This window comes from Planomonospora parontospora (assembly GCA_014647935.1).
GTDB classification, from domain to species: Bacteria; Actinomycetota; Actinomycetes; order Streptosporangiales; family Streptosporangiaceae; genus Planomonospora; species Planomonospora parontospora.
Genome location: BMQD01000007.1, coordinates 244,014 through 266,761, shown reverse-complemented (window position 1 = coordinate 266,761; position 22,748 = coordinate 244,014). Strand labels below are relative to the sequence as shown.

The 22,748-nt window shown below is 72.3% G+C and carries 20 protein-coding genes; 7 read left to right on the top strand and 13 right to left on the bottom strand.

Going from position 1 to position 22,748, the window contains the following annotated elements:
- Positions 1–153: 153 nt before the first annotated feature.
- The 3 genes from IEZ07_RS13810 (at position 154) to IEZ07_RS13800 (ending at position 3,195) form a co-directional block, all read left to right on the top strand.
- Positions 154–1,023: a RecB family exonuclease gene (locus tag IEZ07_RS13810; protein WP_068899373.1), complete on the top strand. Its 870-nt coding sequence runs from the start codon at positions 154–156 to the stop codon at positions 1,021–1,023.
- A 205-nt stretch (positions 1,024–1,228) separates the two neighbouring features.
- Positions 1,229–2,515 carry a sensor histidine kinase gene (locus tag IEZ07_RS13805; RefSeq protein WP_191895108.1) on the top strand — a complete coding sequence of 429 codons (1,287 nt, stop codon included), beginning with the start codon at positions 1,229–1,231 and terminating at the stop codon, positions 2,513–2,515.
- Positions 2,512–3,195 carry a response regulator gene (locus IEZ07_RS13800; RefSeq protein WP_068899371.1) on the top strand — a complete coding sequence of 228 codons (684 nt, stop codon included), beginning with the start codon at positions 2,512–2,514 and terminating at the stop codon, positions 3,193–3,195. The genes IEZ07_RS13805 and IEZ07_RS13800 overlap by 4 nt, the downstream gene beginning before the upstream one ends.
- Positions 3,196–3,282: 87 nt before the next feature.
- Here IEZ07_RS13800 and IEZ07_RS13795 read toward each other — a convergent pair whose 3' ends face one another.
- A complete protein-coding gene (locus IEZ07_RS13795) occupies positions 3,283–4,137 on the bottom strand; it encodes a LysR family transcriptional regulator (RefSeq protein ID WP_191895107.1) in 855 nt (284 codons plus the stop codon).
- A gap of 79 nt (positions 4,138–4,216) precedes the next feature.
- On the opposite strand from IEZ07_RS13795, the gene IEZ07_RS13790 reads away from it, so the two are divergent.
- Positions 4,217–5,041 carry a GNAT family N-acetyltransferase gene (locus IEZ07_RS13790; protein ID WP_191895106.1) on the top strand — a complete coding sequence of 275 codons (825 nt, stop codon included), beginning with the start codon at positions 4,217–4,219 and terminating at the stop codon, positions 5,039–5,041.
- A 48-nt stretch (positions 5,042–5,089) separates the two neighbouring features.
- On the opposite strand, the gene IEZ07_RS13785 is transcribed toward IEZ07_RS13790, so the two are convergent.
- The 9 genes from IEZ07_RS13785 to metH all read right to left on the bottom strand — a co-directional run bounded on the left by IEZ07_RS13785 (position 5,090) and on the right by metH (position 18,150).
- Entirely contained in the window at positions 5,090–6,766 is a 1,677-nt protein-coding gene (locus tag IEZ07_RS13785; protein ID WP_191895105.1) for an ABC transporter substrate-binding protein, read from the bottom strand.
- Positions 6,767–7,046: 280 nt separating this feature from the next.
- Entirely contained in the window at positions 7,047–8,105 is a 1,059-nt protein-coding gene (locus tag IEZ07_RS13780; protein WP_191895104.1) for an ABC transporter ATP-binding protein, read from the bottom strand.
- The gene (locus tag IEZ07_RS13775) at positions 8,102–9,139 is read right to left on the bottom strand and encodes an ABC transporter ATP-binding protein (protein WP_191895103.1); all 1,038 of its coding nucleotides are present in this window, start codon (positions 9,137–9,139) and stop codon (positions 8,102–8,104) included. The genes IEZ07_RS13780 and IEZ07_RS13775 overlap by 4 nt, the downstream gene beginning before the upstream one ends.
- Positions 9,136–10,149, bottom strand: coding sequence for an ABC transporter permease (locus tag IEZ07_RS13770; RefSeq protein ID WP_191895102.1), 1,014 nt, complete (start codon positions 10,147–10,149; stop codon positions 9,136–9,138). Before IEZ07_RS13770 ends, IEZ07_RS13775 begins: the two co-directional genes overlap by 4 nt.
- Before the next feature lie 82 nt (positions 10,150–10,231).
- Positions 10,232–12,007 (bottom strand): ABC transporter substrate-binding protein, encoded by a 1,776-nt coding sequence (locus tag IEZ07_RS13765; protein ID WP_191895101.1) that lies wholly within the window; start codon positions 12,005–12,007, stop codon positions 10,232–10,234.
- Positions 12,008–12,066: 59 nt separating this feature from the next.
- A complete protein-coding gene (locus tag IEZ07_RS13760; protein ID WP_189236271.1) occupies positions 12,067–13,068 on the bottom strand; it encodes an ABC transporter permease in 1,002 nt (333 codons plus the stop codon).
- 267 nt (positions 13,069–13,335) lie between these two features.
- A complete protein-coding gene (locus tag IEZ07_RS13755; protein WP_191895100.1) occupies positions 13,336–13,869 on the bottom strand; it encodes a cellulose synthase in 534 nt (177 codons plus the stop codon).
- Between the two features lie 92 nt (positions 13,870–13,961).
- Positions 13,962–14,645, bottom strand: a complete 684-nt coding sequence (locus IEZ07_RS13750) for an HAD family hydrolase (protein WP_191895099.1) — start codon at positions 14,643–14,645, stop codon at positions 13,962–13,964.
- A 40-nt stretch (positions 14,646–14,685) separates the two neighbouring features.
- Complete coding sequence (gene metH, locus IEZ07_RS13745; RefSeq protein ID WP_191895098.1) at positions 14,686–18,150, bottom strand: methionine synthase; 3,465 nt, start codon at positions 18,148–18,150, stop codon at positions 14,686–14,688.
- Positions 18,151–18,251: 101 nt separating this feature from the next.
- On the opposite strand from metH, the gene IEZ07_RS13740 reads away from it, so the two are divergent.
- The 3 genes from IEZ07_RS13740 to IEZ07_RS13730 all read left to right on the top strand — a co-directional run bounded on the left by IEZ07_RS13740 (position 18,252) and on the right by IEZ07_RS13730 (position 20,539).
- Positions 18,252–18,707, top strand: coding sequence for a universal stress protein (locus tag IEZ07_RS13740; RefSeq protein WP_191895097.1), 456 nt, complete (start codon positions 18,252–18,254; stop codon positions 18,705–18,707).
- 64 nt (positions 18,708–18,771) lie between these two features.
- The gene (locus tag IEZ07_RS13735; RefSeq protein WP_068899351.1) at positions 18,772–19,623 is read left to right on the top strand and encodes a PAC2 family protein; all 852 of its coding nucleotides are present in this window, start codon (positions 18,772–18,774) and stop codon (positions 19,621–19,623) included.
- Positions 19,624–19,939: 316 nt separating this feature from the next.
- Entirely contained in the window at positions 19,940–20,539 is a 600-nt protein-coding gene (locus IEZ07_RS13730; protein ID WP_191895096.1) for a hypothetical protein, read from the top strand.
- Here the strand turns inward: IEZ07_RS13730 and IEZ07_RS13725 are convergent.
- From IEZ07_RS13725 to nirD, 3 genes are read right to left on the bottom strand one after another with little or no spacing between them, the layout of a single operon-like run.
- Complete coding sequence (locus tag IEZ07_RS13725; RefSeq protein ID WP_191895095.1) at positions 20,443–21,195, bottom strand: sirohydrochlorin chelatase; 753 nt, start codon at positions 21,193–21,195, stop codon at positions 20,443–20,445. The genes IEZ07_RS13730 and IEZ07_RS13725 overlap by 97 nt on opposite strands.
- Entirely contained in the window at positions 21,192–22,376 is a 1,185-nt protein-coding gene (locus tag IEZ07_RS13720) for a uroporphyrinogen-III synthase (RefSeq protein ID WP_239319891.1), read from the bottom strand. Before IEZ07_RS13720 ends, IEZ07_RS13725 begins: the two co-directional genes overlap by 4 nt.
- Entirely contained in the window at positions 22,373–22,738 is a 366-nt protein-coding gene (nirD, locus tag IEZ07_RS13715) for a nitrite reductase small subunit NirD (RefSeq protein ID WP_068899346.1), read from the bottom strand. The genes IEZ07_RS13720 and nirD overlap by 4 nt, the downstream gene beginning before the upstream one ends.
- Between the last annotated feature and the right edge of the window lie 10 nt (positions 22,739–22,748).

Below are 22,748 nucleotides of genomic sequence, written 5' to 3'. Positions count from 1 at the left end.
TCCTGGCGCGGGCTGTCGCTGCTCACCGCTGGCTCACCACTCCTCGTCGCACACCGCTTCCCGGCCTCGATGCTACGCGCCGGCGGCGGGTCCGTCGGCTCCGAGCGGCCGTCTCGAGCGCGAACTGTCACCGGGGTGGCCTACAGTGCGGACATGTCACTGACCGAGCCCACGATCGTCGGAGCGCTGTCGCCGTCCCGTGCCGGTGACTTCATGACGTGCCCGCTGCTCTACCGGTTCCGGGTGATCGACCAGCTGCCCGAGCCGCCGTCGCCCGCCGCCGTGCGCGGCACGGTGGTCCACGCGGTGCTGGAGCGGCTCTACGACCTGCCGGCGCCCGCGCGCACCGTCGCCGCGGCCCTGGACCTGCTGGAGCCCCAGTGGCGGCGGCTGCTGGAGCGGGAGCCTGCCTACGCCGGCATGTTCGACGGCGAGGAGGAGCAGGCGCGCTGGCTGGCCCAGGCCCGCGCCCTGCTGGAGCGCTACTTCACCCTGGAGGACCCCAGCCGGCTGGAGCCCGCCGAGCGGGAGCTGTACGTCGAGGCGGTGCTCGACAGCGGCCTGATGCTGCGGGGCTACATCGACCGGCTGGACGTCGCGCCCACCGGCGAGGTCCGGGTCGTCGACTACAAGACCGGGAGCGCGCCGGGCCCCGCCTTCGAGGGCAGGGCGCTGTTCCAGATGAAGTTCTACGCGCTGGTGCTGTGGCGGCTGCACGGTTCGGTGCCCCGCCTGCTCCAGCTGATGTACCTCGGGGGCGGCGGTGAGATCCTGCGCTACTCCCCCGACGAGGCGGACCTGCGGGCCACCGAGCGCAAGGTCCAGGCCCTGTGGACGGCCATCGAGCGGGCGCTGGACAGCGGCGAGTGGGTCGCCCGGCCCAGCCGCCTGTGCGACTGGTGCAGTTACAAGGAGCTGTGCCCCGAGTTCGGCGGCACTCCCCCGCCCCTGCCGGCCCGCCAGCCCGGCGACACCGTGCGCAGCACCCGCCGCGCGGTCAAGGAGGCCACCGACGAGGTCTGAGCGCCGTACGGCCCGGCACGGGCGCACGCCGTACGGGCGCGCCCCGCGGACCCGTCCCCGTCCGTACGGCGCGGCCGCCCGCCGCGCGGGCGTGCGGCCGCCTGGTCCGCCCTCGGGCGGCGCGCCGCGGACTCGTCCGCAGGGATGAGGCCGATCTCCCCCTCCAGCAGGGTGGAGCTCCGGGCAGGACGCCTAGATTGATTGTGTGCGCAACACCCTGGGCGGCCTGCGGCCCTGGCTCCGCGACCGGCCGCTGCTCGCGGACGCGGTCGTCGCGGTGCTGCTGGCGGTCGCCGCGGTCTCCTCCCTCCGCCTCCCCCTCGCCCAGGACGGCTCCACCGGGCCGGGGAGTCCCGGCTGGCCGGCCCTGACCCTGCTCGTGCTGGGATGCCTGGCCACGGTGCTGCGCGGCTCCCGCCCGCTGGCGGCGCTCGGCCTGGTCCTCACCGCCGACCTGACGCTGGCCCTGCTCGGCGCGGACGGCTCGGTGCTCGGGTTCGCCGCCCTCTGGCTGGTCTACACCGTCGCCGCCCGGCGCGGCCTGGCGCTCAGCCTGGGCGCGCTGACGGCGGCCTTCGCGGGCCGGCTGGCCGCCGCGGCGGCGCGAGGCGACCTCGCCGACTGGACCTCCCAGCTGTTCGAGGTCGTCCTCACCGTGACGTGCTGGCTGGTGGGACGGAGCCTCCGGCTGCGCCACGCCTACCTGGCGGAGCTGCGCGACCGCGCGGACCGGCTGGAGCGCGCCAGGGAGGCCGACACCCGGGCCGCCAGGGCCGAGGAGCGCTCCCGGATCGCCCGGGAGCTGCACGACGTGGTCGCCCACCACGTGAGCGTGATGACCGTGCAGGCCGCCGCGGCCCGGCGGGTGCTGGCGAACAACCCCGACGGGGCCCGCGAGGCGCTGTCGGCCATCGAGCACACGGGCCGGGCCGCGATGGCCGAGATGCGCGGCATCGTGGGCGTGCTGAGGACCGAGTCGACCCCCGCCGAGCGGGAGCCGCGGCCGGGGGTCCGCTCGATCCCCTCCCTGGCCGCCCAGATGTCCGAGGCGGGCCTGCGCACGCGGCTGCGGTTCGAGGAGGTCGACGGGGCGGGGCGGATCCGCTCCTGCGCGGACGCGGACGGGGACGGGGACGGGGACGCAGACCGCGACGGGATCGAGGGCGGGCGGGAGCATGCGCCCCCGCTGCCGCCGGGGGTGGACCTGGCCGCCTACCGGCTGGTCCAGGAGGCGCTCACCAACTCCCTGCGGCACGCGGGACCGGGCGCCCGCGCCTGGGTGACCGTACGGCGCGGCCCCGGTGAGCTGACCGTCCGGGTCGAGGACGACGGCCGGGGCCCCGTGCCCGTCCCCGAAGGGGAGCGGAGCGGCCACGGGCTGGTCGGCATTCGCGAACGCGTCGCACTCTATGGTGGAATCCTGAGGATCGGCCCGCGTTCGGAGGGCGGATTCGAGGTCGACGCCCGTTTCCCCCTCAAGGATGCACGATGACGATCAGGGTGCTGCTCGTGGACGACCAGCCGCTGCTGCGCACCGGTTTCCGCCTCATCCTGGAGGCCGAGCCGGACATCACGGTGGTCGGCGAGGCCGGTGACGGCAAGGTCGCCCAGGACCAGGCGCGGGCGCTGCTGCCCGACGTGGTGCTGATGGACATCCGCATGCCGGGCGTGGACGGCATCGAGGCGACCCGCCGGATCGTGCGCGAGGCCACCGGCGGCGCGCACGTGCCGAGGGTTCTGGTGCTGACCACCTTCGACCTGGACGAGTACATCGTGGAGGCGCTCCGCGCCGGGGCCAGCGGCTTCCTTCTGAAGGACGTCCCGCCGGACGAGCTCGTGCAGGCCATCCGGGTGATCGCGGCGGGGGACGCCATCGTCGCGCCGAGCGTCACCCGGAGGCTGCTGGACAGGTTCGGCGCCCGCCTGCCCTCGGTCCACCAGCAGTCCACCCCCGCCCGCCTGGACCGGCTCACCGACCGCGAGCTGGAGGTGCTGAAGCTGATCGCGCGCGGCATGTCCAACGCGGAGATCGCCGCCGAGCTGGTGGTGAGCGAGACGACCGTCAAGACCCACGTCGGCAACGTGCTCACCAAGCTCGGCCTGCGCGACCGCGTCCAGGCCGTGGTCCTGGCCTACGAGACCGGCCTGATCACGCCGGGCGCCCTCTCCTAGGCGGGTCCCGGACACCGCCTGCGCCTCGGGCATCAGAACCCCCGCGACGACGCTCCTCGGCGGGTCGCGCCGCCTGCGCCGCGGACGTCAGAGCCCCGCGACGACGCCGGTCAGCACCGGGCGGGTGTCGCCGCGCCGCCAGGCGACGGCGGTGGCGCACCGGTGGTCGGTCGGGAGCGGGACGAAGACCACCCCGGTGCGGGCGTAGTGCTCGTCGGTGCTCTCCGAGAGCAGGGCGACGCCCCGGCCCGCCGCGACCAGCTCCAGCGTCTCCTCGATCGCGCCGGAGCCGACCTCCCCCGCCACGTCGGGCACCCCGATGGAGCCGGGGTGGCGGAAGGCCCGCCAGACGGGGTCGGGACTGCTCGGCACCACCCAGACGCGCCCGCCGAGCTCGGCGGGGTCCACCTCCGCCCGCCGGGCCAGCGGGTCGCCGGCCGGCACCGCGACCGCCCGCCGGTCGGTGCCCAGCGGCCGGACCTCCAGGGCGTCCCCGGTGGTCAGCGGCGGCCACACCACGGCCAGGTCGCTGACCCCGGTCAGCAGGCCGCAGGACGGGTCGTCGAAGTCGAAGCGGCGCAGCCGTACCTCGCGGCCGGAGACGCGGCGCACCTCGTCGAGCAGCCCGGCGGTGAGCGCGCCCGCCGCCTCCCCCATGAAGCCCACGGTCAGCCCCGGCGAGCGCCCGGCCAGCTCCGCCTCCAGCCCGTCGGCGGCGCTGACCACACTCGCCGCGTGCGCCAGTACCCTGACGCCGTGCTCGGTCAGCCGCACCCCGTCGCGGTCCCGCACCAGCAGCCGCTCCCCCGCCGCCGCCTCCAGGCGTCCGACGGCGGCGCTCACGGTGGGCTGGCTGACACCGAGGCAGGCCGCCGCCTCCCGGAAGGAACCGGCCCTGGCGACCTCGACGAACGCCCGTACGGCGGGCAGTGTCACGCTCATGCAGCCACAATAGCCATCGGCTATCGGCATGCCCGGAAACTATCGGACCGCCGCGGCCCGCGGCGTGCATGATCGGTTCATGCTGATCCGTGAACTGACCACCGACGACCTGGACGCCTGCCTGGACCTGGCCGAGAGCCGGCGGTGGGGGCGCGAGGAGCGCAAGTGGCGCTTCCTGCTGGAGGGCGGCGAGGGTTACGGGATCACCGATCCGGACGGCACGCTCGTCGCCACGACGGTCCTGACCCGCTACGGCTCCCGCACCGCGGCGGTCAGCATGGTGCTGGTGGCCGAGCGGCGCGAGCGCCGGGGGCTGGCCGGCCGCCTGGTCCGGCACGCGGTGGAGCGGGCGGGCGGCGCGACGGTGTTCCTCAACGCGACCGCGATGGGCCTCCCCCTGTACGAGCGCCTCGGTTTCCGGGTGACGGGTGCGGCGGCCATGCACGTCGGCGTCTTCGGCGGGGAGGCGGCGGGGTCCTCCCGCGCGGCCGCGCCGGAGGACCTGAAGGCGATCGCCGACCTGGACGCGGAGGTCGCCGGCGCCGACAGGTCGGCGATGCTGGAGAGATACGCGGACTTCGCCGAGGAGCTGCGGGTGGTCGAGGACGGGCGCGGGGGGATCGCCGGCTACGCCGGGCGGTGGCGCAACGTGGCCAACACCGTCGTCGGGCCGGTGATCGCGGCGGACCCCGGCACCGCCCGGGCGCTGATCGCCGACCTCGCCGCCCGGACGCGGGGGCCGGTCCGCGTCGAGGTCGCCGACGACCGCCCGGAGCTGGCCGCGTGGCTGGAGGCCCGGGGCGTGGCGGCGGGGATGCGGACCTCGGACATGGTCCTCGGCGCCGGGCCGCTCCCCGGGGACCGGAGCCGGTTCTTCGCTCCCGTCATGTCCGCCCTGGGCTGACGGTGAGGATCCCGGCTCCGGCGGAGAGGGCGCCGGGAGCACGGCCGGTCACCTCAGCGCGACCCTGGCGAAGGAGTCGCTGGGCAGCACCGGGCTCGGCGTCCAGCCGGTCACGTTCCTGGCCGCGGCCGAGAACGAGGGGCTCTGCGCGTACGGCACGCCCGGCACGAAGTCGGCCAGCAGCGCGTTCGCCCGCCTGTACAGCTTCTCCCGCACGGCCTGCTCGGGCTCCTTCTCGGCCCGGTCCAGCACCTCGAAGATCTTCTCGTTCCGGAACGACCACTGGTTGGAGAACGACTGGAAGAACGTGCCGAGGAAGTTGTCCGGGTCGCCGAAGTCGCTGTTCCAGCCCAGGAGGTACAGCGGGCAGTCACCGGCCCGGGCGGCGTCGAGGTAGCCGGGGCTCCACGGCAGGGTCCTCGGCCTCACCGTGAAGCCCGCGGCCTCCAGGTCGGCCTTCATCAGCCGGAAATTGCCCTCCGGGTCCACCATGTAGGCGCGGCTGACACCGCTGGGGTAGCAGAACTCCAGGGTCGGCTCCGAGACCCCGGACTCGGCGACGAGCCGCCGGGCCTCGGCCACGTCGTGGCCGTATCCGGCGAAGTCCTCGCTGTGGCCCCACATGCTGTCCGGCATGAACGCCTGGGCGACCTTCGCGCCCGGGCCGTACCGCGTGCCGACGATCCTGTCGCGGTCGATCGCGTGGGCGATGGCCTGGCGGATCCTCCGGTTGCGCATGATCTCGGTCTTCTGGCTGAAGCCGAGGTACCCCATGTTGAACGACGCCCGCTCCAGCACCTGCGCGCCGGCCCGCTTGAGCGCCTCCAGGTCGGCCGGGTCGGCGTAGTCGAAGGCGTGCACCGAGCCGGCCAGCAGCGCCCGGGCCCGGTCGGCGGCCTTCTCGATCGGTCGGAACACGATCTTGCCGAGTTTGGCCTTCTCGCCCCAGTAGTCGTCGTTGCGCACCAGTTCCAGCCGGTCGCCGCGGATCCAGCCGGCGAACCTGAACGGGCCGGTGCCGATCGGGTGCCGGGTGCCGAAGGTCCCGGTGAACCGCGGCGAGTCCGCGGTCCCGGCGACCTCGTCGGCCCGGTACGCCTTGAGCGCCCTGGGGCTGGCGATGCCGAACGACGACAGCGTCAGCGCCGACAGCACGGCGGCGGACGGCTCGGTGAGCCGCAGCTCGACGGTCCTGTCGTCCGGTGCCGCGCAGCCGCCGTACAGGCTCTTGCGGAGGGTGCCGGACTCGTTCTTCGCGAAGCCCCGGAAGACCGTCACCCAGTAGTAGGAGACCGAGTCCGACTGGGCCAGGCCGGTGAAGTTGTACCAGCGCTCGAAGTTGGCGCAGACCGCCGCGGCGGTCAGCGGCTCGCCGTCGTGGAACCGTACGCCCGGGCGGAGCGTGAACGTGTAGGTGTCGGCGTCCTCGCTGACCTTCCAGCTCTCCGCGAGGCCGGGCGCCACCCCGGTGCCGCCCGGCTCGGTGATCACGAGCGTCTCGAAGATCTGGCTGGTCACCCGGGAGGACTCGCCGTCGCTGTGGAAGGCCGGGTCGAGGATGGCGGGGTCGGCCGAGGAGGCGAAGACCAGGACCGGCTCCTCCGCGGTCGCCGCCCGGGGGGTCCCCGGGGCCGGATCGTCCCCGCACGCCGCGGCGGCCAGGACCAGGGCCGAACCCGCGATCACCGCCGCCGTCCTGCGCAGGGGCACACCGTCTCGTCGCATGCTGCACCTCATAGCCGTCTCACCGCCGGATCGCGACCGCCCGCGCGGACCGGCTCTCCGGTGATCGAAGGATCCACCGGGGGCGGCGCGGCTGACCACCCTCGGTGAGAGGATGTGGCAGAAATGTGACAGTGGGTCGCCGGATGGCGCCGCCGGGCCCTCCCGGTGTTCCCGGCGTTCCCGGCGGGGCTCGTCCGGCCCGCGGTACGGGAACGCCCGGCGGGGCACGGCTCGTGCGAGCCGTGCCCCGCCGGGCGTCCCTCGGGCGGACGGGCCGCGCTCAGGCGATCGTGCCCTTCGGGTGCTGCGCGTCCTGCACGTTCCGTGCCACCTTCGCGGCCGCCGGAGCCGAGATCTTGTCGGCGTTCTCCGGGAAGTGGCAGGCCACCTGGTGGCCGGGGGCCAGCTCCACCAGCGGTGGCTCCTCCGTCTTGCAGACCACCTGGGCCTTCCAGCACCGGGTGTGGAAGCGGCAGGCGGGCGGCGGGTTGAGCGGGCTGGGCACGTCGCCCTGCAGCCGGATCCGCTCGCGGTCGCCCCGGTGCTTGACGTCGGGGATGGGGACCGCCGACAGCAGCGCGTTGGTGTACGGGTGCATCGGCGCGTCGTACAGGCTCTTGCGGTCCGCGAGCTCGACGATCTTACCGAGGTACATCACCGCGACCCGGTCGCTGATGTGCCGGACCACCGACAGGTCGTGCGCGATGACCACGTAGGTCAGGTCCAGCTCGTTCTGCAGGTCCTCCAGCAGGTTGACGACCTGGGCCTGGATCGACACGTCCAGCGCGGAGACCGGCTCGTCGGCGATGATCAGCTTGGGCTTGAGCGCGAGGGTCCGCGCGATGCCGATGCGCTGGCGCTGGCCGCCGGAGAACTCGTGCGGGTAGCGGTTGTAGTGCTCGGGGTTCAGGCCGACCAGGGCGAGGATGTCCTGGACCTCCTTCTTGATCCCCTGCTCGGTCTTGACCCCCTGGATGCGGAAGGGCGCGCCGACGATGGCGCCGACCGTGTGCCGCGGGTTCAGCGAGGAGTACGGGTCCTGGAAGATCAGCTGCATGTCGCGGCGGAGCGGCCGGATCCTCGACTGCGACATGTGGGTGATGTCGTTGCCCTCGAAGACGACCTTCCCGCCCGTCGGCTCGATGAGCCTGGTGATCAGCCGGCCCGTCGTGGTCTTGCCGCAGCCGGACTCGCCCACCAGGCCGATCGTCTCGCCTTTGAAGACGTCGAAGCTGACGCCGTCCACCGCCCTGACCGCGCCGACCTGGCGCTTGAACAGGCCCTTGGTGACCGGGAAGTGCTTCTCCAGCCCCTGCACCGACAGCAGCGGCTCGCTCATGAGGACTCCAGACTCGGCTTGATCTCGTTCTCCCAGATGTCCCGCCTGAGCTCCGGCGGCATGTGGCACCGGACCAGGTGGCCGCCCGAGGACTCCAGCAGCGCCGGCACCTCGGTGTCCGCCTTGCCGCCGGTGCGGCCCTCGAAGGCGCAGCGCGGGTGGAAGGCGCAGCCCGAGGGCACGTTGATCAGCGACGGGGGGTTGCCCTTGATCGGCAGCAGCCGCTCGGTCGGCTCGCGGTCCAGGCGGGGCATCGATCCCAGTAGACCCCAGGTGTAGGGGTGCTCGGGACGCTCGAAGATGTCCTCGGCGGTGCCGTACTCGATGCACTTGCCGCCGTACATCACCAGGATGTCGTCGGAGAGCTCGGCCACGACGCCCAGGTCGTGGGTGATGATGATGAGCGCCGCGTTGAAGTCGCGCTGCAGGTCCCGCATGAGGTCGAGGATCTGCGCCTGCACGGTCACGTCGAGCGCGGTGGTCGGCTCGTCGGCGATCAGCAGCTCGGGGTCGCACGACAGGGCCATCGCGATCATGGCGCGCTGGCGCATGCCGCCGGAGAACTCGTGCGGGTAGCTGTCGACGCGCCGCTCCGGCTGCGGGATCCCCACCCGGCCGAGCATGTCGATCGCGTGCTTGCGCGCGACCTTCTTGCTGACCTTGTGGTGGATCCGGTACGCCTCGATGATCTGCTGGCCGACGGTGTAGAAGGGGTGCATCGCCGACAGCGGATCCTGGAAGATCATCGCCATCTTCTTGCCGCGCAGCCGCCGCACGTGCTCGGCGGAGGCGCTGACCAGCTCCTCGCCGTCCAGCCAGATCTCGCCGGAGATCTTCGCCCGGGTGCCCTTGTGCAGGCCCAGGATGCCCAGCGAGGTCACGCTCTTGCCGGAGCCGGACTCGCCCACGATGCCGAGGGTCTTGCCGCGCTCGAGCTTGTAGGAGAGCCCGTCCACGGACTTCACCAGACCGTCGTCGGTCGGGAAGTGGATGCGCAGGTCCCTCAGTTCGAGGAAGCTCGTCGGAGTGCTCATCCCAGCCTCACCCTCGGGTCGACCACCGCGTACAGCAGGTCGACGATCAGACTCGCCACCACGACGAAGAGCGCCGCGACCATGGTGACGCCCATGATCTTCGGAAGGTCGTTCGTCATGATCGCCTGGACGGCGTAGTCGCCGATGCCCTTCAGCGAGAAGGTGCTCTCGGTGAGCACCGCGCCGCCGAGCAGCAGCCCCAGGTCCAGACCGAAGATCGTCACGATCGGGGTGAGCGCGGCGCGCAGGCCGTGCCTGGAGATCACGGTGGACTCGGGCAGGCCCTTGGCCCGGGCGGTGCGGATGTAGTCCTCGCCCATGGTCTCCAGCATGCCCGCGCGGGTGAGCCGGGCGTAGGAGGCCGCGTAGAGGAAGGCCAGGGTGATCCAGGGCAGCAGGAGGTTGTAGGCCCACTCCGCCGGGTTCTCCTCGAACGGCGTGTAGGCGCCGCCGGGCGCGGTGATGCCCATCCCGTAGCTGAAGACCACCAGGGAGACGATGCCGGTGAAGAAGATCGGCAGGGAGACGCCCGCGAGTGCGACGCTCATCGCGGCGCGGTCGAAGAACGAGCCGCGCTTGAGGGCGGAGAGCACGCCGACCGCGACGCCGCCGATCAGCCAGATGACCGACGCGCCGACGGCGAGCGAGAGCGTCACCGGGATCCGGTCGACCAGTTCCGGCCAGACCGGCTGCCGCTTGACGAAGGAGTAGCCGAAGCAGGGAGCGGGGCACTGCTCGATCGAGGCGCCGGTGTCGTACTCGGCGCCGGCGAAGACACCCTTGATCCAGCGCCCGTACTGCACCGGGACCGGGTCGTTGAACCCGAGCTTCTCCGCCGCCACCGCGGCCATCTCCGCCGTCGCGGCCTTGCCCAGGTAGCGGTTGGCGAAGTCCTCCGACGTGGCGCCCGCCATCCGGGGGACCACGAAGAAGATCGAGAATGTGACCATGCTCACGATGGCGAGCATGAGCAGGGCGCCGATCAGGCGCCTGATGATGTATGTGACCACAGTCCCCCCGGCTCCGGGGGCCGGCCTTGTGGGCCGGCCCCCTTACGCCTTGGCTTTCGTCTGAACGGGTTTCCGGCAGGACTTACTGCTGGACGCCCATGCCCAGGTAGTCGTACATGTCGAACGCGCCGGTGACGAACACGTTGGTCGCGCCCTGCGGGCGGACCAGCACGCTCTTGGACCACACGGAGGGCAGCACGTAGGCGCGCTCCATGACCAGCTGGTCGATCTGACCCCAGATCGCGTCGCGGCTGGCGGTGTCGGTCTCCAGCATGGCCTTGTCGATCAGCCCGTCGATCTCCTTGTCCTTGACGCTCAGGTTGTAGTTGCCCGAGGCGCGGATCGTGCGGCTGTCGACGATCTGGGACATGAAGCCGAAGCCGTCGTTCCAGTCGGCGCCCCAGCCGTTGGTGGCCAGGCCGATGCCGTTCTTCTTCACGAACTCCGGCTTGCCGGCGTACAGGGTGAAGTAGTCACTGGTCGGGTAGCCCTTGAGGGTCAGCTTGATGCCGACCTTGGCCAGCGCCTGCTGGAGCGACTCGGCGGTCGCCTTCTCCTTCGGGCGGTCGGCGCGGTAGGCCATGGTGGTCTCGAAGCCCTCGGGCTTGCCGCACGCGGCCAGGGCCTCCTTGGCCTTCGCCGCGTCGCCGGTGCCGGTCGGGTAGAGGTCGAGCTTCTTCCAGCCGCCGATCGACGGGGGCATGACGCCGGTCGCGATCTCGCCGCCCGCGAACTCGCCGCCGTAGGCGTTCTGCAGGCCGACCCGGTCGGCCGCGTAGATGACGGCCTTGCGACAGTCGACGTTGTCCAGCGGGGGCACGTCGCCGATGATCGAGGTGTACCACGTGCGGGCGCCGGTGGGGTTGTCCACGCGGGCCTTCATCGCCGGGTCGCTCAGCACGCGGCCGAGCGCGGCCGGCTGCACGCCGGAGCCGGCCAGGTCGACGTGCAGGTCGCCGGAGATGATCCGGTTGTCGAGGTCGTCGGCGTTGACGCCGAGGGTGATCTCGTAGCGGTCCGGCAGGGCCTTGCGGACCGGGTCGGTCGCCTGGTCCCAGTGCTCGTTGCGGACCAGCGTGTACTGCTTGCCGGCCTCGACCTTCTCGAACTTGTAGGGGCCGGTGGCGATGACGTGCTCGCGGTACTTGACGCCGGTGTCCTTGGCCTGGGGCACCGGGATGGTGCCGGGCAGGGCGGCGAAGTTGTCGAAGCCGGCGTAGGCCTTCTTCAGGTGGAAGACGATCGTCTGGTCGTCCGGAGTCTCGATCGCGGAGTCGGTGTTGACGTCCGGGGTCTTGTAGACGCTCTTGAAGTCCTTCGGCAGGTCCAGCCAGTCGTTGAAGTACGTCGGGCCGTTGGGGAAGGTCTCCTTGTCCATGGAGCGCAGCACCGCGTACTTCACGTCCTTGGACGTGACCGGCGTGCCGTCCTCGAACTTCACACCGGTGCGGAGCTTGTAGGTCCAGGTCTTGCCGCCGTCGCTCGACTCGCCCAGGCTCTCGGCCAGGTCCGGGGAGAGCTTGCGGCCCTCGGCGCCGGGCGCCGGGGTGTAGGTCACCAGCGAGCGTCCGTAGATGCGGACGAGGTTCCACGACAGGGCGTAGTAGGTGTCGCCCGGGTCGACGGAGTCCCAGTCCTCGGAGATGGCGAACTTCAGCGTGCCGCCCTTGGCGTCGGACGGGTTGAACACCTTGTCCACGCCGGCGTTGAACGCCTCCTGCGCGGCCGGGGCGCTCGCCTTGTCGCCGCCGGTCTGGCCGGCCTTGTTGCCCTCGCTGCTGCCGCCGCCGCAGGCGGCGAGGCCCACGGTGAGGACGACGCCCGCGGCCGTGAGGCCCAGTGCGGATCCCTTTTTCATTGCTTGCACCCCTTGATGGATAGGGAGATGGAACAGGAGCGGTCGGTGTGTGAGCCGGGTCAGCGCGAGGACTTCGGGTCGAGCGCGTCGCGCAGCCCGTCGCCGAAGAGGTTGAACGCCAGCACCGTGATGAAGATCGCCATGCCCGGGAAGAACATGAAGTGCGGGACGGTGTAGAACTTCACCGCCTGCGCGAGCATGCCGCCCCAGGTCGCCGTGGGCGCCTGGATGCCGACGCCGAGGAACGACAGCGCCGCCTCGAACAGCACGTTCGTCGGGATCAGCAGCGTGGCGTAGACCAGGATCGGCGCGATCAGGTTCGGCAGGATCTCCCTGAACAGGATGTACGGCCCGCGCGCGCCGAGGCTGCGGGCGGCGTCGACGAACTCGCGCTCACGCAGCGAGAGCGTCTGCCCCCGGATGATCCGGCCGATGTAGGGCCAGTTGAAGAAGCCGATCACGAAGATCAGGAGCAGGATGCGGAGCGTGTCGCCCTGCACCCCGAGCTGCTGCTCGAACTGGCCGAGCACGCCGACCAGGGCGATCGCGAAGACGAGCAGCGGGAAGGCCAGGAAGATGTCCATCAGCCGGCTGATCACGGTGTCGACCCAGCCGCCGAAGTAGCCGGCCATGACTCCCATGACGGTGCCGATGACCACCGAGAGCACGGTGGCGAGGAAGGCGATGAGCAGGGAGATCCGCGCGCCGTAGACGACGCGGCTGAACAGGTCGCGGCCGTTGAGCGGCTCCACGCCGAACAGGAACTCCCCGCTGATGCCGGAGCCGCCCTTGGGCGTCATCGTGGAGGGGTCGATCATCTCCTGGTGGAACTCGTTCGGCGGATGGCCGAACCAGCCCACGATCAGCGGCGCGAAGGTCGCGACGAGGATCAGGAAGACGACGACACCGGCGCCGGCGAGCGCGACCTTGTCGCGTTTGAGCCGCAGCCACGCGATCTGGCCGAGCGAGCGGCCCTGGATGGCCTTCCCGCTCACGCCCGCGACTACGGCCTCCGGCTCGGCCTCGGCAGCCTTGCCGGGCGCGTCGAGCGGTGCGGTCATACAGTGGCCCCCTGGGTCCCAGACGACGTTGTCCGACGGGCGCGTGCCCCGGTCCGGGGTGTCGCGCCCTGAAGTCTACGGGCCCGTTTTCCGCGGCCCCGCCTCGCAGAATCTATGGGCTGATCTGCGGTGACTAGTCCGTTGGGGGGCTATGTGGCTTAACTGTGATTTACGTGAAATTCATTCGTTCTGATCTTGACGTGGATGTCTGAGTGGTGTTCCGGTTATGTCTTGGTTTTGTGACACAACCAGGACCGATCCACGGCCTCACCCGATCCCTCGGCGCTTGAGGATGTCCTCGATGTCGGAGAAGTCGTCGTCGGCCGCGGGCTGGGCGGCGGGCTTCGCGGCGGGCTTCTGAGCCGGCCTGGCCGTCGCGGGCGTGCGCTTCGGCAGCGGCTGGGTGACCGCGGCGGCGCCCTGTCCCCCGGCGCTCTGGACCGCGGGAGCCCCGGGGGCCGCCGTCGCGGCCGGGGCCGCCCCGCGCGCGGCCGCCAGGCGCCGTCCCCGCATGAAGCCCGAGACGAGGAAGAGCAGCACCGAGACCCCGGCCACCGCCACCCCGGCCCACACGGTGGGGTTGAGCACCAGGCCGGTCACGAACCCGGTGACCGCCGTGCCGATCTGCCACAGGGTCGGCAGCGCGCCGGTCAGGTAGGCGGCGAGCGGCAGCAGCGCCCAGGCCGCGGCGCGCAGCCCCGCCGCGGCCCCTCTGCGGCGCAGCAGCAGGAAGCTCAGCACCAGTCCCGCACCGGTCAGCCCGGCGCAGACCGGCAACCATGCGATCTGGTCGAATGTCATGGCGGATCGTCCCCCTCGTCGTCGTGTACCCGGATTTCCATCCTGGCACGCGAATCCGCGGGCGATCCTCCTTCTCAGGGAGGGATCATCCCTTAGGGGTCGAAGCTCCGCGCCTCGGGGAGGGCCTCCGCGTCGCCCTCGGACAGCGCCCGCAGGAGCTCGACGCCGACCTCGCGCAGGGACCCCACGACCAGGCGGCCGGGCGCGTGCGGGATCGGCAGCACGCTCGGCACCGCCACCACCCGGCAGCCCGCGGCGGTGGCCGCGGTCACCCCGTTGGGGGAGTCCTCCAGCGCGACGCAGCGGGCCGGGTCCGCGCCGAGCAGCCGGGCCGCGGTCAGGTAGGGCTCGGGGTCGGGCTTGGTCCGCTCCACGTCGTCACAGGTCACCACCTGGTCGAAGTGGTGCCTGCCGATGCTCTGCAGGCAGGCGTCGGCGATCTTCCGTGAGGAGGAGGTGACCAGGGCGGCGGGCAGCCCCGCCCGCCGTACGGCCGCCAGCAGTTCGGCGGCGCCCGGCATGAGCTCCACCCCGCCGGACAGGCGGCCGATCATGCCCTCGAGCATCCAGGCCGCCACGTCCGCGGGGTCGGCCGGCGACCCGGAGACCTTGAGCATGTAGGCGACGGTGGCCGGCATGGAACCGCCCACCAGGTGCTCCTGGTCCTGCGGCCCCCAGTCGCCGCCCAGCCGCGCCATCACCTCGGTCTCGACCTGGAACCAGACCTTCTCGCTGTCCACGAGAAGCCCGTCCATGTCGAACAGGACCGCGTCCATCCCCGGGTGCCCCCTCCGCCTCAACCGTTCTCAGCCGTTCTCAGACGTTGAAGTAGCCGGCCTCGGGGTGGTGGACGATCAGCGCGGACGTCGACTGCTCGGGGTGGAGCTGGAACTCCTCCGACAGCTTCACGCCGATCCGCGCGGGGTCGAGCAGCTCCACGAGCTGGACCTGGTCCTCCAGGTTGGGGCAGGCCGGGTAGCCGAACGAGTAGCGGCAGCCGGTGACGTTGACCTTGAGCATGTCCTCCAGCGACTCGTCGCCGCCGATCCCCAGCTCCGAGCGGACCCGGGCGTGCCAGTATTCGGCGAGCGCCTCGGTGAGCTGGACCGACAGGCCGTGCAGCTCCAGGTAGTCGCGGTAGGCGTCCTTGGCGAAGAGCTCGGCGGTGGCCTCGGAGATCCGGCCGCCCATGGTGGCGACCTGGAAGGCGACCACGTCGACCTCGCCGGAGTCCTTGGAGCGGAAGAAGTCGGACAGGCACAGGTGCCGGTCGCGGCGCTGGCGCGGGAAGGTGAACCGGGTCCGCTCGTTGCCGGCGTCGTCGAGGATGATCAGCGAGTCGCCGTCGCTGACGCACGGGAAGTAGCCGTAGGCCACGGCCGCCTCCAGCAGCCCCTCGGTCTGCATCCGCTCCAGCCACATCCGCAGCCGGGGGCGGCCCTGCGTCTCGACCAGCTCCTCGTAGGACGGCCCGTCGCCGCCGCGGGCGGCCTTGAGGCCCCACTGGCCCATGAACGTCGCCCGCTCGTCGAGGAAGGCGGCGTAGTCGGCGAGCGGGATGCCCTTGACCACGCGGTCGCCGAGGAACGGCGCGGCCGGGACGGGGTTGTCGGCGGCCACGTCGGAGCGGGCGGGCAGCTCCTCCACCGGGGTGCGGGTCAGCGTCGCCCCGGTCTTGACCCGGCGCTCGCGCAGCGGCGGCAGGCTGGCGCCCTCCACCCCGCGCTTGACCGCCATGAAGGCGTCCATCAGGCGCAGGCCCTCGAAGGCGTCGCGGGCGTAGCGGACCTCCCCCTCGAACAACTCGGCGAGGTCCTGCTCGACGTAGGCGCGGGTCAGCGCGGCGCCGCCGAGCAGCACGGGGTACTTTCCGGCGATGCCCCGGGAGTTCATCTCCTCGAGGTTCTCCTTCATGATGACCGTGGACTTCACCAGGAGGCCGGACATGCCGACGACGTCGGCCCCGGACTCCTCGGCGGCCTCCAGGATCGCCGAGACCGGCTGCTTGATGCCGAGGTTGACGACCTCGTAGCCGTTGTTGGACAGGATGATGTCCACCAGGTTCTTGCCGATGTCGTGCACGTCGCCCTTGACGGTCGCCAGCACGATGCGGCCCTTGGTCTCGCCCTCGACCCGCTCCATGTGCGGCTCCAGGTAGGCCACGGCGGCCTTCATGACCTCGGCCGACTGGAGCACGAAGGGCAGCTGCATCTGGCCGGAGCCGAACAGCTCGCCGACCGTCTTCATGCCGTCCAGCAGCACGTCGTTGACGATCTCCAGGGCCGGGCGCTGGGCGAGCGCCTCGTCCAGGTCGGCCTCCAGGCCCTTCTTCTCGCCGTCGATGATGCGCCGCTTGAGCCGCTCCCACAGCGGCAGCGCGGCCAGCTCCTCGGCCCGGGACAGGGCGGTGGCGGCGCTGTCGACGCCCTCGAACAGCTCCATGAAGCGCTGCAGCGGGTCGTAGCCCTCGCGGCGGCGGTCGTAGACCATGTCCAGCGCGACCTGGCGCTGCTCCTCGGGGATGCGGGCCATCGGCAGGATCTTGGAGGCGTGCACGATGGCCGAGTCCAGCCCGGCGTTGACGCACTCGTTGAGGAAGACCGAGTTGAGCACCACGCGGGCGGCCGGGTTGAGGCCGAAGGAGATGTTGGACAGGCCCAGGATCGTCTGCACGGCCGGGTAGCGCCGCTTGAGCTCGGCGATGGCCTCGATGGTCTCCAGGCCGTCGCGCCGCGTCTCCTCCTGGCCGGTGGCGATCGGGAAGGTGAGGGCGTCGACGACGATGTCCTCGACCCTCATCCCCCAGTTGCCCGTCAGGTCCTCGATGAGGCGGGTCGCGATGCGCACCTTGTCCGCGGCGGTGCGGGCCTGGCCCTCCTCGTCGATGGTCAGGGCGACCACGGCGGCGCCGTGCTCCCGGGCCAGCTTCATGATCCTGGTGAAGCGGGAGTTCGGGCCGTCGCCGTCCTCGTAGTTGACCGAGTTGAGGATCGCCCGGCCGCCGAGCATCTCCAGGCCGGCCTCCAGCACGGCGGGCTCGGTGGAGTCGAGCATGATCGGCAGCGTGGAGGCGGTGGCGAAGCGGAAGGCCAGCTCCCGCATGTCCTGGGTGCCGTCGCGGCCGACGTAGTCGACGCACAGGTCGAGCATGTGCGCGCCGTCGCGGGCCTGGGCCCGGGCGATCTCGACGCACTCCTCCCAGTTGCCGGCGAGCATCGCCTCGCGGAACGCCTTGGAGCCGTTGGCGTTGGTCCGCTCGCCGACCGCCAGGTAGGAGGTGTCCTGCCGGAAGGGGACGTGCTGGTAGAGCGAGGAGGCGCCGGCCTCGGGGTGCGGGCGGCGGGCGGCGGTCTCGCGGCCCCGGACGCGCTCGACGACCTTGCGCAGGTGCTCGGGGGTGGTGCCGCAGCAGCCGCCGACGATCGACAGGCCGTAGGTGCGGGTGAAGGTGTCGTGCGCGTCGGCCAGCTCGTCCGGGCTGAGCGGGTAGTAGGCGCCGTCGGAGGTCAGCACGGGCAGCCCGGCGTTGGGCATGCACGACAGGCGCACCCGGGCGTGGCGGGCCAGGTAGCGCAGGTGCTCGCTCATCTCGGCGGGACCGGTGGCGCAGTTGAGGCCGATGACGTCGACGCCGAGGGGCTCGATCGCGGTGAGCGCCGCGCCGATCTCCGAGCCGAGCAGCATCGCGCCGTTGGTCTCGATGGTGACCTGGGCGATGATCGGCACGTCGCGGCCCGCGTCGGCGATGGCCCTCCTCGCGCCGGTGACGGCGGCCTTGACCTGGAGCAGGTCCTGGGAGGTCTCGATGATCAGCGCGTCGGCGCCGCCGGAGACCAGGCCGGCGGCGTTGTCGTAGTAGGCGTCGCGGAGCTCGCCGTACGGCTTGTGCCCGAGGGTGGGCAGCTTGGTGCCGGGTCCGATGGAGCCGAGCACGAAGCGGGGGTGGTCCGGGGTGGACCAGTGGTCGGCCGCCTCGCGGGCGACGCGGGCGCCGGCCTCGGAGTAGGCGAAGACGCGGTCGGCGATGTCGTACTCGCCGAGCGCGGCGAGGTTGGCGCCGAAGGTGTTGGTCTCCACGCAGTCGACGCCGACCTCGAAGTAGGCGTCGTGCACGGCCCGGACGATGTCGGGGCGGGTGGCGTTGAGCACCTCGTTGCAGCCCTCGTGGCCCTCGAAGTCGTCGAGGGTGACGTCGTGGGCCTGCAGCATCGTTCCCATGGCCCCGTCGGCGACCATCACGCGCTCGGCCAGGACGTCACGGAAAGACGGTGCGTTTGTCATAGGCGGAAGCTTACTGGGAACCGCGCGGCGGCTATCGTTCACGGTGGCAATTGCACTTTCCGTCCAATTATCCCCGTTCCGTTACGAGAGGTGTCATCCCGATGGCCTACCGCACCGTCGTCGTCGGCACCGACGGCTCCCCCTCCTCCTTCCGCGCCGTCTCCGCCGCCGCCTCCCTGGCCGCAGCGACCGGCGCCACCCTCGTGCTGGCCTGCGCCTACCTCCCCATGCGCGAGCGCGACCGCAGCGCGGCCGCCGACCTGCTCGGCGAGCTGTCCTACAAGGTGAGCGGCTCCACCCCGGCCGAGGACGCGCTGCGGGCCGCCCGCGAGCACGCCGTCGCCGCGGGCGCCCCGGCGATCGAGCTGGCCGCCGAGGAGGGCGACCCGGTCGACGTGCTGGTCTCCCTGGCCGGCCGGCTCCGCGCCGACCTGCTGGTCGTCGGCAACCGAGGGCTCAACAGCCTCACCGGGCGGCTGCTCGGCTCGGTGCCGTCGAGCGTCTCGCAGCGGGCGGAGTGCGACGTGCTGATCGTCCGCACCACCTCCGGGAGGTGACGCGGGACCGCCTCGAGCGCATAGGCTTAGCCGGAGGCAACGAGGCGGGACAAGGAGGCGGCGCGTGATCGAACTCGAAGGGTTGCCCGAGCTCGTCGACCCGGTGCTGATCGCCGCGTTCGAGGGGTGGAACGACGCGGGCGAGGCCTCGAGCGGAGTGATCGCCCACCTCGAGACCGAGTGGAAGGCCACCGAGCTGGTCTCCTTCGACCCCGAGGACTACTACGACTTCCAGGTCACCCGGCCCATCGTCGAGATGGGCGAGGGCCTGACCAGGTCGCTCACCTGGCCCACCACGAAGCTGTCGGTGGCCCGGCCGCCCGGCTCCGCCCGCGACGTGGTCCTGCTGCGGGGCATCGAGCCCAACATGCGCTGGCGCTCGTTCTGCGACGAGATCGTCGGTGTCTGCCGCGCGGTGGGCGTGGAGCTGGCGGTGCTGCTCGGCGCGCTGCTCAACGACTCGCCGCACACCCGGCCGGTGCCGATCGTCGGCTCGGCCACCGACGAGGGGCTGGCCCGGGCGATCAACCTGGAGCTGAGCCGCTACGAGGGCCCGACCGGCATCGTCGGCGTCCTGCAGCACGCCCTCGGCGCCGCGGGGCTGCCCGCGGTCTCCCTGTGGGCCTCGGTCCCGCACTACGTCGCCCAGCCGCCCAACCCCAAGGCGACCCTGGCGCTGCTGAGCCGGATGGAGGACCTGCTCGACGTCCCCATCCCCCTGGGCGAGCTGGCCGAGGAGGCCAGGGCCTGGGAGCACGGCGTGGACGAGCTGGCCGCCCAGGACACCGAGGTCGCCGAGTACGTCCGCGAGCTGGAGGAGCGCAAGGACGCCACCGAGCTGCCGGAGGCGAGCGGCGACGCCATCGCCGCGGAGTTCGAGCGCTACCTGCGCCGCCGCGACCGCGACGGGGACTGAGACGCACGGCCGTGACGGAGACAGGCACACGGCCGTACCGGAGACAGGCGCACGGTCGTGACCGAGACGGCCGAGGCGCACGGCCGTGACGGAGACGGCTGAGACACACAGCGCAGAGTTACCGTTATTTACCCCATTTCTCACTGATTTCGGGTAATAATCAGTCCTCACCGGATTTCCGCCGGAACGCACCCGGCGGAGATCGCGGACTCGCAACGATTGCACAACCAGGAGAAACACGGCTCGGCAAACACCGGCCGATGGCGTCACCCCCACGCCGAACCTTGTCCCTGTGACTGCGCACGTAAGGGCAACCATGGCGACTCCCCGGCTCGACCCGTACCAGAAAGCACAGGACACGCGGCGCCGCGTTCTCGAGATGGGCACGTTCATGAAACGCCAGGACGGCGAGAACGCCCTCCTCCACCCGGAGATGCGGGGCTCCGCCGCTCCCGGGCAGTCGGTGGACCTGTTCCTCGCCCTGCTCCAGGACAGGCTCCCGGTCTGGCTGAAGATCCTCGACGACCTGATGCATCTGGTCGGCAAGGGCAGCGTCGCCGACAACCTGCTGCCCATCGCCCGGGCGGGCATCGACTACTACGCGGAGGTCCAGTCGGTGGCGCTGCCCGCCTTCACCTCCCCCTCGGTCACCGTACGGTTCCGCGAGGCCATGAAGGACACCCGGCTCAGCCCGATGTCGGAGGTCGTGCCGCTGACGGACTACCTCGCGGCGGAGCAGCGCGCGGGCCGCGTCTCACCCCGGGTGGACCCGGTGGCCACCGCCCGGCTGCTGCTGGCCGGGTGCTTCCGGCACGCCTACTACGAGCTCTTCGTCGGCACCGACTTCGTGCCCTCCCGGGACGAGAGCGCCGAGGAGATCATCCGGGAGCTGAGGCTGGAGTCCCACGCGGCCTGATCGAAGCGGCGCCACACCAGCTCCGCCAGATCGGGGTCCACCCCCAGGGGGGCGCCGACCAGGTCGGCGCCGAGGGCCTCCAGGCGGCTCTGGAAGAAGCCGGGGGCCAGGAGATACGAGGCGACCGCGATCCGGGGTGCGGGCGCCGACCTGAGCCCCTCCACCGCCTCGGCCGCCGTCGGGCTGCCCGCCGAGGCGAACGCGGCCCGCACCGGGCGCGACAGCCGGGCCGACAGCAGCCGCGCCGCCGCGCGCACGTCGTCCAGCGCCGCCGGGTCGGAGGACCCCGCCGCGCCCAGCACCACCGCGTCGGTGTGCCGCAGGCCCGCGGCGGCCAGCCTCCTGGCCAGCACCGCGGTCAGCAGCGGGTGCGGCCCGAGCGGGGCGGCCACCGTCGCGTCCGGTCGCGCGGCGGCGACCACCGCCGGCAGGTCGATGTGCACGTGGTAGCCGCCGGCCAGCAGCAGGGGGACCACCACCACGGGGCCGGGCAGACCGGGCAGCACGTCGGCCAGCGGGGGCGAGCTGATCTCCAGGAAGGCGAGCTCCACCCGCCGTCCGGGGCGGGCCCGCCGTACCAGGTCGCGCAGGCCCGCGAGCGTCTCCTCCCCCGCGGCGCTGCGCGTCCCGTGCGCGGCCAGGACGAGCGTCGTCACGCGCCCTCGCCGCGTTCGCACGCCAGGCGGTAGCCGCGCTTGACGACCGTCTCGACGATGCCCGCCGGCCCGAGGGCCCGCCGCAGGCGGGTGATCGCCATCTCCACGGCGTGCTCGGCCGAGTCGCGGGACGGGCCGCCGGGCAGCACGGTCCGCAGCTCCGAGCGGGCCACCACGTGGCCGGGCTTGTCGGCCAGGCGCTTGAGCACCGCCATCGGGGCGGGCGGCAGCGGCTTGAGCTCGCCGTCGACGACGACGGCGTGGCCGCGGATCTCCAGCCCGTGGCCGCCCGCGACCAGCCGGGTGACGCCGCGGGCGGGCAGGTGCGTGGCGAGCGTGCGGGCCAGCGCGCCCAGGCGCGCGCGCTCGGGCTGCACCACGGGCACCCCGCGCTCCTCCAGCGGCGCGGCGGTCACCGGCCCCACGCAGGCGGCGACGACCTGACCGGCGAACGCCGCCAGCAGAGCCTCCTCCAGCCCGTCCGCGCGGGCCGCGCCGAGCATGGCCAGGACCGCCGGGGCGCTGGTGAAGGCCACCGCGTCCACCCCGCCGGAGACCGCCTGGCTGATCAGGCGGCGCAGCGGCGACGGATCACGGTAGGGCAGCCACCGGTAGACCGGCACCTCGATGACCTCGGCCCCCGCCTCGCGCAGCGCCGCCGTGAAGCCGGTCAGCGGCTCCCCGTGCAGCTGCACCGCGATGCGCCGGCCCCGCAGGTCCTGGGCGAGCAGGTGCTGCTTGACCTCCTCGCACGACTCGGTGGCCGGCGTCCAGTGGTCGTTCAGCCCCGCCGCCCGGACCGCGCCGCGGGCCTTGGGGCCCCGGGTCAGCAGCCGGGCGGCGGCCAGGTGCGCCGACAGCTCCCCCGACAGCCCCCACCCCTCGGCGGCGGCCGTCCAGCCGCGGAAGCCGACCCCCGTGGTGATCACCACGTCGTCGATCGGGCCCGCCAGCACGTCCCGGGTCGCGGCCAGCAGGTCCGCGTCCTCGGCCAGCGGCACCAGCCGGATCGCCGGGGCCTGCACGACCCGGGCGCCCCGCCGCTCCAGCAGCGCGCAGAACTCCTCGCGCCGCCGGGTGGCGGTGACCCCGATGGTGAACCCGGCCAGCGCGTCGGGCTCCGTCTCCGGGGACCCCGACGCGGGGACCGAGGACGGGATCAGGGGGGCCAGGGAGCTCAAGGGACTCTCACTTCCACCGCGCCGCCGGACAGGCGGACCGGATAGGTCGGTACGGCCGTCGCCGGGTCGTCCAGGCAGCGGCCGGTCACCAGCGAGAAGACCTGCTTGTGCATGGGGGAGGCCACGGTCGGCTCCGCGCCCCGCGTCCCGACGATCCCCCGCGACAGGACCCAGGCCCCGCTGAACGGGTCGAGGTTGCCGGTCGCGTACAGGTCGCCGTCGAAGGTGCGGAACACCGCGATCTGGTGCCCGTCCACCAGGACGCACACGCCCTCCTCGGGCAGCAGGTCGGTGTAGGCGCAGACCGCGGTCCAGCCGGCGGTCTCCAGGGCGGTGTCCAGGTTCTCGCGCAGGATCGTCATCGGGGAAACC